Here is an 8605-nt window from a genome sequence, read left to right as displayed (position 1 = left end):
TCACCCGCTCGCAGGCTGTGGAGCTATTGGCGGCGGAACGGGCGGACACAGACCGGGTTCTTGCCGACAACCGCAGATGCCTTGCTCGGATTACGGAACTAGAAGCCGATGCGGGAGGCTATCGCTCGGTCATCGAACATCTGACCCAACGAGCCGAGAAGGCCGAAGCCGACAACGCGGCGCAGGCAGCGCGGATTAAGGAACTTGAGACCGAGCGAGATGAAGCTCTGGACGACGCTAAGTTTGCTGAACGTATCGCAACCAAGCGTGAGATAGACGCAAACGCCAATGTCGAAGCCCTCGAAGCCAAGCTCGCGGCTGCAAAAGACCTTATTTCACGCGCTCAGGAAATCATTCCAGACAGTTATATCAATTGGCACGATTTTGCCCGCGCCGTGCTGGGAGGGAAGCCGTCATGAGCCACCCAGACGACTTTGACTTTTATCTCGAATGCGGATGCCAAGTAATGGATCACCTGCTTGGCAAGAAGAAAATGCCGGAAGGCTATCACCTGCTGATCGACAGCGACGAAATGTACTTTTTCTGGATGGAGAAATCCACCGGACGGGAAAGTTGCATTCATTGGGACAAATGGGCCGTTTATCGTGGCGCGCATGCAGATGCCAAGAAAGCGAGGGCAGCATGACCGACCTCCTTACGCGTCTCTCCAAGCTAGACGCGCCTGACAGGGAAGTGGATGCGCAAATCTACATCCTGTTTAATATCCCGGCAGAACGCGCAGGCAGGATTGATTATTCAAATGGAATGGTTGGCTGGTGGCCGAAGGATGGGCCTTACGTCTCTGCCGTCACTGTTCCAGCCTACACCGAAAGCATAGAGGTAGTTATCGCGCAGGCGCGCCGTCTGTGGTCTGATGTGATGTATCGCGTCGGCAACGATGGCGAAGGGCCAGACCCTAGCCTTTATCTGGGTGAGATATTCATACCCGGCGAACAGAAGGACAGCTATTTCACCGGCCTTTCGCCAGTTGATGCGGTGAGCCTCTGCATCGCCCTCTTGCGCGCAAAGGAGGCATCGGATGGCTGACGCTCGAACAACCCGCCAAATTGAAGCAAACATGCTAGACTTGGATATCTTCAATCTTGTTCGCAGAATTGAGCGATTTGCAGAGGACAATGCATTTCAAATGGAAAAACACTGCTTTCTGCAAGTGGCACGTGAACTATCGTCACAACGCTTCCATGTCCAAAAATACATGCACAAGGCGGATCGCCAAGCCCTGAAAGGCGGTGGAGAGTGAAACTAACGCGCGCGCAAAAGAAGCTGTTAAACTCTCTTCAACACAGGGCCGAATTCTTCAGCCGTGGAGAAGCAGTTCCCGAAGAATTGGTGAAACTACGACTGGCAAAGTGGACCGAAACCTATATGGGCCGGGGCCTTCTATCGATCACACCTTCAGGCCGCGCCGCACTGCGGGAAAGGGAGTGAGGATGAGACACACACCCAAAATCGATCAGCCCGTTGAGGCTCTGGATTTGGTCTGGGGCATCAAGGATATAGCAAAGTTCATCGGGCGAACTGAACGGCAAGCTTTTTACATGGCAACCGAAGGAAAAATCCCGGTTAAGCAGGTTGGCGGTCGTTGGGTCGCTTCCAAACAGAAGCTTATTGATTTCTTCATGGGAGATGCCGCTTAAAGCGGCTCCCCACTTTTCATAACAGGTGTGAATTTATGTCGATCCGCAAACGCGAGTGGACAACGCCAAAGGGCGAAAAGAAAGCGGCTTGGGTTGTTGATTATGTTGATGGACAGGGTAGGCGTCGTCTGAAGACCTTTGCCAAGAAGAAAGAAGCCGATCAATTCGAAGCCACAGCAAAGGTTGAAGTACGCGACGGGGTACATGTCGCGGACAGTGCCACAGTCACAATCGAGGAGGCAGGAAAATTCTGGCTTAAATCGGGTGATGATGCTGAACTAGAGCGAACAACTGTCGATCAACGCAAACAACACCTTAACCTACACATCGTGCCGTTCGTGGGCAACGTGAAACTATCGAAGATTACAGCCCCTTGGGTTCGCTCGTTCCAAGACACCTTAAGGGAAAACGGTCGATCGCCCGCGATGATAAAGCGGGTCACAGTCAGTCTGGGGAGCATTCTGGCGGACGCCCAAGGACGCGGCCTTGTCATTCGCAATGCAGTGCACGAGCTTTCAAAGGCTCGATCTGGCACCAAGGCGTCTGAGAAGCGGGCTAAGGTCAAACTTCGTGTAGGTGTAGATATCCCGACGAACGCGGAAACCAAAGCCATCATTGATGCTGCAACAGGGCGCTATCGCCCATTGTTGATGACCATGATTTTCACCGGCATCCGATCCAGTGAGGCGCGAGGCCTAAGGTGGGAGGATGTTGATTTGACCGCTGCAACGGTCACTGTTCGGCAGAGGGCTGACAAGTATGGCATTATCGGTATGCCAAAGTCTGAAGCTGGGCAGCGTACCATTCCATTGCCACCTATTGTGGTGAACACTCTCAAGGAATGGAAGCTTGCTTGTCCGAAAAGCCATCTAGGACTTGCTTTCCCTAATGCCGCGGGGAATATCGAAAATCATCAAAACACGCTCACGCGAGGACTTTGGATTGCTGAAATAGCAGCTGGCGTATCGGTTCAATCAGGGAAAATCGATGCTGACGGCAAACCGATACCAAAAGCGAAGTATACTGGTTTCCATGCGTTGAGGCATTGGTATGCCTCCTGGTGCATCAATCGAAAAGCTGACGGCGGCTTGGAATTGACGCCCAAAGCCGTACAATCCCGAATGGGCCACAGCTCTATTCAGGTGACGTTTGATACCTATGGGCATCTGTTCCCTTCGCTGGATGAGGGGGCCGAGTTAGCAGCGGCAGAAAAAGCACTGTTCTCAATCGATGCAACATAGACGCGACATGAGCCTAAATTCGACAATGAAAACAATGTCAGCTGAAACACTCTGACTCCGTTAGTCTTGGTTCGAATCCAGGTTCCCCAGCCATTTGATTTTCCTATATGATTTTCGAAAATAGCTGAAACGTTCCAGACTTTTTACATCTCATTTTATAATCTTTATTCTTGTTATCTTTCCCATCCAGAACAGCGTTATGTCTCATTCCGGCGAATGAAAAAATAATTTTCTTAAGCCCCTTTTCTTAATGAGATTATAGCCCAAGTAGTCCATCACTGCAGCGTCCATCACGCTCCAATACCGACATCATCTATAGTTACGATCAAGGTGCCAGCAGTACCCCGCCTATAATCTCTCTGGTTTACGGGCAAGGTAGATTGCTGTGACAAAGTTCCGGCGAACATGCCCATCGAACTCGTCATCCGCGATGCGTCCAATATCACTCAAGAAGCGAAAGCGTTCCGCTTCAGCTAAACGAGAGACCGGCGAAAATGTCGCCGTCAAGTCGATGACTTGTCGGGTCGTGAGCGTGGGGTTCCACCTGATTTCCTCATATTTTGCATCTTCGAAACCCGCTGTTTTTAACTCGGCCATCCGCACTTCTTTATCGAGCGCAAAAGGCCGACTGGAACCAGCTGCGTGAGAAGGACTGCGGCTTAACTGTCTGAAATGTTCCCGGGTCCGACGCTGGAATGGGTCCATATCATCTGGATCACCGAAAACCGTCCACCACATCGCCCACCAGCCACCCGGTCGTAAAAGCCGCAGGACCTTTGCGAGCGCGCTTTCCTGTTTAAGCCAGTGAAAAGCCGTGGCGGAGACGCCAAGATCAAATTTACCGGGATGTAGTACGCAATCTTCAAATGAGGATTGCATGATGGTCAGTGATGTATCGTCATGCCTCAGCCGTTCATCCAAAACAGCCGCTAGTCGAGCATCCGGTTCAATAGCGGTAATTGTACAGCCCAAGGCAAGTAATGGCGTTGTGGCTTGTCCTGAACCCGGACCCACCTCGAAAACACTGGCGGCTTGTGACGCACCATGCTGGCGCAAAATCTCGAATATACGAGGCGGATATTCGGGCCGGGCATTGTTATAGGCTTGGCTATTCAATCCAAACGCGTTCCGGCCCGCTTTAAGTGGAATGTTGTCTGACATTGGGTTCCTCGGAAGCTTGCCAAACCTTACCAGTGCAGCATCGTTTTCTCCACATTACTACATTTGATGCAACAGCCGACCTAAAATGGGGACAGAAACGCCCATTCCGTTAGCGCCGGGTAGCATTTTATATTTCGGAGCTAAATTATTGAAGCTACAGTCAGTTACGCGCTATAGCGGAAAATCCACGCGATCTGGAAAGCAACAGGCTTGACTCTTTCATAAGACGTGAACAAAATAAGAACATCAACGGCGAGAGCCAACAGATTCCGAGATGTTTAGGAATGATGATGTCTGCTTATAAGGAGCACGGCAAATGAACGCGCTTGTACAAACACAGGGCTATGAGGACGAGATCGACCTCGTTCTCGCCTACCACAACGGCGACGTGCGGGCCGCTATCGAAGCCTTGCTGAAAGACCGCGATTTTCTCATGAAGGAAATCGAATATGCCAGTCTTGCAATGTCGATGGGCTTCGCTCGCGGCTGGAAGCCGACAGTGTTTACAAAGTGAGATTGTGTCACGAGACGTCCGGAACGCTGATCCGCGTTTTGATACAACGGGTGATAGCTGGTATTGTTTAAGTGATCGCTTGGATTTGATCGCGATCAATGCCCATTCCAACCTGCTCTGCGAAGCTCAGCCTCAGTAAAGGAAGGAGACATCATGTCGAACACGCCCCACACGCTCGGAGAGGAATTCCCCGGCCAGATTGAAGCTATTCACGCCCTCAAGGCGAAGGATGCCCGTTTTGCGCGCGTTCTGGAGGAATATGACTCAATCAATGATTGTATTCATCTGGCTGAAACCAAGATCACGCCCTTGAGCCAGGAAGAAGAAACACTTCTGCGCAAGCAGCGTCTGGCGCTGAAAGATACAATCGCAGAAGCGCTCGCCTCCGTATAAACCACAGCGTTGATGCGCCTATGATAAAACCGGCGAGTGAGGAAGATATAGGTCTCCCTTACTCGCCGGACGCCCCCGCGTCGACTGGCCAACCGCGCAAAGATGAACCTCACTGCATCGGATCAAGCGCGCCGTCGCGACTCACCGAACAGTTGAGGCTTTAAACGATTATCCGCCGAAGGAGCTGCGGATGCCCGAGATGCCACGCCCATTCGAGCGAGTCGGTCCTGTCGCGACGATCGTCGCATTTGCGTCGGGTTTAGAGAGTGTTGCCTCAGCAGTTGCCTTGGTCATCACCGGCGCTGATGCCAGAGCCCCTGTCACGAAAGCAACTGATGCTGCCGCAGCAATGAGAATGCGCTTCATTTGATCCTCCAAACTGGCAGGCACGCATGCCCGACCAATAAACCTATGACGTGATGTCAGGAGGAAATTATCGCGTGCAGCTGGCGCGGAACAATACGGCAGATGTCGTATATCGTGACCGTTTCCCTGATCGGAGTATGATCGGTGGGCTTGAGAGCTTACACAAAAATTCAGCTGAACATCAGTCTTGCCTGACGCTAAAGCGTGTCGCGTTCAATCATATTCACGCGACATGCTTTGAGCTTTTATTTTTACGTATGTCTTTATCCGAAACCGGTTCCCACTTTTGGGAGACATGCTTTAGCCCTCGAATATCGAAGAGCCAGGCGGTTCTATCCACCCGTATTGCGGCATTGCTATCAATACTTTACGCGTCAAAATTCCTGATCGCTCCGGACTGCACACCTGCATCGATAATTCGGCAATCATAAGTTGTTTTATTATGCGAACTATCAAATGCAGTGCAGTTCATATTATTCATTACTTAACAATGCCGCCTTTTCGCCCCACAAATGGTATAGCTATTTGACAATCTGAAAAAAAATGAAAATAAAATACGTGAAGCGGCCGTCGACTCTTGACGAAACTCACCGGCAAGCGTCTACTATGCTATTGTTTTCATTCACTATAAGTCCAGGCCAAAGATCATAGGGGCGAATTTTGTCAAATCTGATAAAGTTCGAATATGTTCGCAGTATTCACGCTGATTTAGGTAATTTGCTTTATTGACCGGCTATCTCAGGGAGAAACGCAATGAACCTTAGTCGTCTTTTTGTCTGCCTGGTCGTGTTTGCGACCACCGTTTCCGGCGCATTCGCCGGCTCGCTGCCCAAGCCGCAGGACAAGCCTATCCTGACTATATCAGGCAACATCCAGAACAAGAATAATGGAGACACCGCGCAGTTCGACCGCGCAGGTCTGGAAGCTCTCGGTCTCAAGACCGTGGAAACCGCCAATCCGTGGTATGACGGAAAGGTTCGCTTCGAGGGCGTCTCTATCGATCAGCTGATGAAGCTGGTCGGCGCTGAAGGCAAAACCGTTACCGCCGTCGCGCTGAACGATTACGTGACCACCATTCCGCTCGAGGATTTCAAGAAATTTAACGTCATCCTTGCTTTAAAGCGGGACGGAAAGTACATGGCCGTACGGGACAAAGGACCGTTGTTTATTATCTACCCGTATGACAGCGACCCTCAACTCCAGAATCAAACTTATTACACGCGCTCCGCCTGGCAGGTTGCCAAGCTGATCGTCGAATAGAGGCCGAGCTTGAGACGCATACTGGGTGTCATTATCTGCTGCTTTGTGGTGGCGACGGGCTATATCGCCTATGTCATCGCAGAGCGTCAGACGGCTTTGCAAAAATTTTCCCGTTATAATGACTCCTGGTCCATCGGACAGACCGTGTCCGAATATTTGCGGCTTGAGCACCGGCTGAGTGCTCTGGCGCTTGGGCTACCCGATGTCGATCGCGATGAAGTCCGGCTGCGGCTGGACTTTATGGTCGGGCGCCTTGAAATGCTGCAACAGGGCAATCTGCGCGCGTTCATTCAGGACGATCCGGGACGCCGCCAGCTTTATATGAAGCTGAGCGACATCATCCACCAGCTGGATATCAATCTCGACTCGATGAGCCCGGAAGACATGAAATCCATGCTCGTCGCGATGAGCGAGCTGGATGGGCCCCTGACGTCGCTCGCTTCCACATCGGTGGAGCATGATGTCGACCTGATCGATGCCGCGCAAAGCGACGTCAAGCAGTTGCATTTCATTTATACGGCGCTGGCCGCGGGGCTTATCCTCTGCGGTGTCGTTCTGGTCATCCTGCTTATTCGTCACAACAATCTGCTGGATCGCGCCCATGGCCGCATGCAGCGCCTGACCGCTGACTTGCGCGAGGCCACGGCAGAACTGCAATCGCAGAATTTTCGTCTCGAACATGATGCGCATCACGACGCACTGACCGGCCTTCCGAACCGCGTCCTCTTCCGTCAGGATCTGGAAACACGGCTGACGGCAGCGCTCTCCGGCGGGCCTTCAGCCGTTATCCTTCTGCTCGACCTCGACGGTTTCAAGGATGTGAACGACACGCTTGGACACGATGTCGGCGATATATTGCTGCAAGCCGTTTCGCGGCGACTGACGCGGCTGAGCCGGAAGGGCGATATTGTCTGCCGTCTTGGCGGCGACGAATTCGCCGTGTTGTCGACCGGCATGACGGAGGAAGATTCGCTTGAATTCGCCGCTCGCCTGATGGACGAGATCAGCCGCCCTTACCGGGTCGGAGAGCTGGAAATCAAGATCGGAACCTGCGTCGGCGTGGCCATATCGGAAGGCGAGCCGGACACGGAAGAAATGTTCAAACATGCCGATCTGGCGCTCTATGAAGCCAAGGCCGTGGGCCATGGCCATGTCAGCGTCTTCAAATCGGACATGCTGACGCGGCTGCGCGAAAAGAAGTCGTTCGAAGCAGATTTGCAAACCGCGCTCCAGAACAACGAAATGGAAGTCTATTACCAGCCGCAGGCAACCACGGATACACGGGAAATCTGTGGCTATGAAGCGCTGCTGCGCTGGACGCACCCCGTGCGCGGCTCGGTTTCTCCGATGGAGTTCATTCCCGTGGGCGAGAAAATCGGCACCATCATGCCGCTGGGCGAATGGGTGCTGAAGACGGCCTGTCAGGAAGCGACGCGCTGGAACAAGCCGCTGAAGATTGCCGTCAACCTTTCTCCGGTACAGTTCCGCGACAAGGATCTTGTCCAGACCGTCATGGCGGCGCTTGACGAAACCGGCCTCGACCCACGCAGGCTGGAACTGGAAATCACCGAATCCGTCCTGCTCGACAAGAATGAGCAGACGCTGGAAACCCTGCGTGGCCTGAAAGCGCTCGGCATCCAGATCGCCATGGATGATTTCGGCACGGGTTATTCGTCGCTCGGCAGCCTGAGCGGCTTCCCCTTCGACAAGATCAAGATCGACCGCTCGTTTGTCCGCGATGTGACGACTCGCAGCGATGCGCTTGCCATTGTCGAGCTGGTCACCGGCGTTGGCCGCAGCCTGCGGATGATCACCATCGCCGAGGGCATCGAGACGGAAGAGCAATATGAATGCCTCAAGGGGCTCGGTTGTGATCAGGTGCAGGGTTACCTGATCGGCAGGCCAATGCCTGCAACAGAGCTCGCTTATCTGCATACCAAAAAAGGGCGAGGAAGGACTGTTTCCGGACGCAGCTAACTGCTACCACTAATTATGTGGCAGCAATTAATGTG

Annotated in this window: 12 protein-coding genes; 10 read left to right on the top strand and 2 right to left on the bottom strand. The window is 52.7% G+C overall.

From position 1 onward, the window contains the following. The 6 genes from ACTJKP_RS05765 to ACTJKP_RS05740 form a co-directional block, all read left to right on the top strand. Nucleotides 1-419: hypothetical protein (locus tag ACTJKP_RS05765; RefSeq protein ID WP_440629997.1), on the top strand; the 419-nt coding region annotated here is incomplete at its 5' end. After that, the gene (locus ACTJKP_RS05760) at nucleotides 416-646 is read left to right on the top strand and encodes a hypothetical protein (RefSeq protein ID WP_440629996.1); all 231 of its coding nucleotides are present in this window, start codon (nucleotides 416-418) and stop codon (nucleotides 644-646) included. The genes ACTJKP_RS05765 and ACTJKP_RS05760, both read left to right, overlap by 4 nt. Next, the gene (locus ACTJKP_RS05755; protein WP_440629995.1) at nucleotides 643-1047 is read left to right on the top strand and encodes a hypothetical protein; all 405 of its coding nucleotides are present in this window, start codon (nucleotides 643-645) and stop codon (nucleotides 1045-1047) included. Before ACTJKP_RS05760 ends, ACTJKP_RS05755 begins: the two co-directional genes overlap by 4 nt. Next, nucleotides 1040-1261: a hypothetical protein gene (locus tag ACTJKP_RS05750; protein ID WP_440629994.1), complete on the top strand. Its 222-nt coding sequence runs from the start codon at nucleotides 1040-1042 to the stop codon at nucleotides 1259-1261. Before ACTJKP_RS05755 ends, ACTJKP_RS05750 begins: the two co-directional genes overlap by 8 nt. A gap of 190 nt (nucleotides 1262-1451) precedes the next feature. After that, a complete protein-coding gene (locus ACTJKP_RS05745) occupies nucleotides 1452-1658 on the top strand; it encodes a DNA-binding protein (protein ID WP_440629993.1) in 207 nt (68 codons plus the stop codon). Between the two features lie 35 nt (nucleotides 1659-1693). Beyond that, nucleotides 1694-2899, top strand: coding sequence for a tyrosine-type recombinase/integrase (locus ACTJKP_RS05740; RefSeq protein WP_440629992.1), 1206 nt, complete (start codon nucleotides 1694-1696; stop codon nucleotides 2897-2899). A 348-nt stretch (nucleotides 2900-3247) separates the two neighbouring features. Here the strand turns inward: ACTJKP_RS05740 and ACTJKP_RS05735 are convergent, their stop codons facing one another. After that, nucleotides 3248-4060, bottom strand: coding sequence for a class I SAM-dependent methyltransferase (locus ACTJKP_RS05735; RefSeq protein ID WP_440629991.1), 813 nt, complete (start codon nucleotides 4058-4060; stop codon nucleotides 3248-3250). Nucleotides 4061-4376: 316 nt separating this feature from the next. Between ACTJKP_RS05735 and ACTJKP_RS05730 the strand changes: the two genes are divergently transcribed. Together ACTJKP_RS05730 and ACTJKP_RS05725 are read left to right on the top strand one after the other, a co-directional pair. Then, entirely contained in the window at nucleotides 4377-4574 is a 198-nt protein-coding gene (locus tag ACTJKP_RS05730; RefSeq protein ID WP_440629990.1) for a CUE domain-containing protein, read from the top strand. Nucleotides 4575-4727: 153 nt separating this feature from the next. Further along, nucleotides 4728-4967, top strand: coding sequence for a YdcH family protein (locus ACTJKP_RS05725; RefSeq protein WP_440629989.1), 240 nt, complete (start codon nucleotides 4728-4730; stop codon nucleotides 4965-4967). A 168-nt stretch (nucleotides 4968-5135) separates the two neighbouring features. Here the strand turns inward: ACTJKP_RS05725 and ACTJKP_RS05720 are convergent, their stop codons facing one another. Next, nucleotides 5136-5333, bottom strand: coding sequence for a hypothetical protein (locus tag ACTJKP_RS05720; protein WP_440629988.1), 198 nt, complete (start codon nucleotides 5331-5333; stop codon nucleotides 5136-5138). A gap of 753 nt (nucleotides 5334-6086) precedes the next feature. On the opposite strand from ACTJKP_RS05720, the gene ACTJKP_RS05715 reads away from it, so the two are divergent. Together ACTJKP_RS05715 and ACTJKP_RS05710 are read left to right on the top strand one after the other, a co-directional pair. After that, entirely contained in the window at nucleotides 6087-6593 is a 507-nt protein-coding gene (locus ACTJKP_RS05715) for an oxidoreductase (RefSeq protein ID WP_113533897.1), read from the top strand. Between the two features lie 9 nt (nucleotides 6594-6602). Beyond that, nucleotides 6603-8570, top strand: a complete 1968-nt coding sequence (locus ACTJKP_RS05710) for a putative bifunctional diguanylate cyclase/phosphodiesterase (RefSeq protein WP_440629987.1) — start codon at nucleotides 6603-6605, stop codon at nucleotides 8568-8570. Nucleotides 8571-8605: the final 35 nt, after the last annotated feature.

The organism is Brucella sp. 22210 (genome assembly GCF_052045675.1).
Lineage (GTDB): Bacteria > Pseudomonadota > Alphaproteobacteria > Rhizobiales > Rhizobiaceae > Brucella.
Note: the sequence above shows the minus strand (reverse complement) of the source record. Positions and strands in the feature narration are given on the sequence as shown.

Excerpts from the sequence above, each read along its gene's own strand:
- ACTJKP_RS05740 (WP_440629992.1), top strand. The coding sequence starts at position 1,694 with ATGTCGATCCGCAAACGCGAGTGGACAACGCCAAAGGGCGAAAAGAAA.
- ACTJKP_RS05730 (WP_440629990.1), top strand. The coding sequence starts at position 4,377 with ATGAACGCGCTTGTACAAACACAGGGCTATGAGGACGAGATCGACCTC.
- ACTJKP_RS05720 (WP_440629988.1), bottom strand. The coding sequence starts at position 5,333 with ATGAAGCGCATTCTCATTGCTGCGGCAGCATCAGTTGCTTTCGTGACA.
- ACTJKP_RS05735 (WP_440629991.1), bottom strand. The coding sequence starts at position 4,060 with ATGTCAGACAACATTCCACTTAAAGCGGGCCGGAACGCGTTTGGATTG.
- ACTJKP_RS05745 (WP_440629993.1), top strand. The coding sequence starts at position 1,452 with ATGAGACACACACCCAAAATCGATCAGCCCGTTGAGGCTCTGGATTTG.
- ACTJKP_RS05755 (WP_440629995.1), top strand. The coding sequence starts at position 643 with ATGACCGACCTCCTTACGCGTCTCTCCAAGCTAGACGCGCCTGACAGG.
- ACTJKP_RS05760 (WP_440629996.1), top strand. The coding sequence starts at position 416 with ATGAGCCACCCAGACGACTTTGACTTTTATCTCGAATGCGGATGCCAA.
- ACTJKP_RS05750 (WP_440629994.1), top strand. The coding sequence starts at position 1,040 with ATGGCTGACGCTCGAACAACCCGCCAAATTGAAGCAAACATGCTAGAC.
- ACTJKP_RS05725 (WP_440629989.1), top strand. The coding sequence starts at position 4,728 with ATGTCGAACACGCCCCACACGCTCGGAGAGGAATTCCCCGGCCAGATT.
- ACTJKP_RS05715 (WP_113533897.1), top strand. The coding sequence starts at position 6,087 with ATGAACCTTAGTCGTCTTTTTGTCTGCCTGGTCGTGTTTGCGACCACC.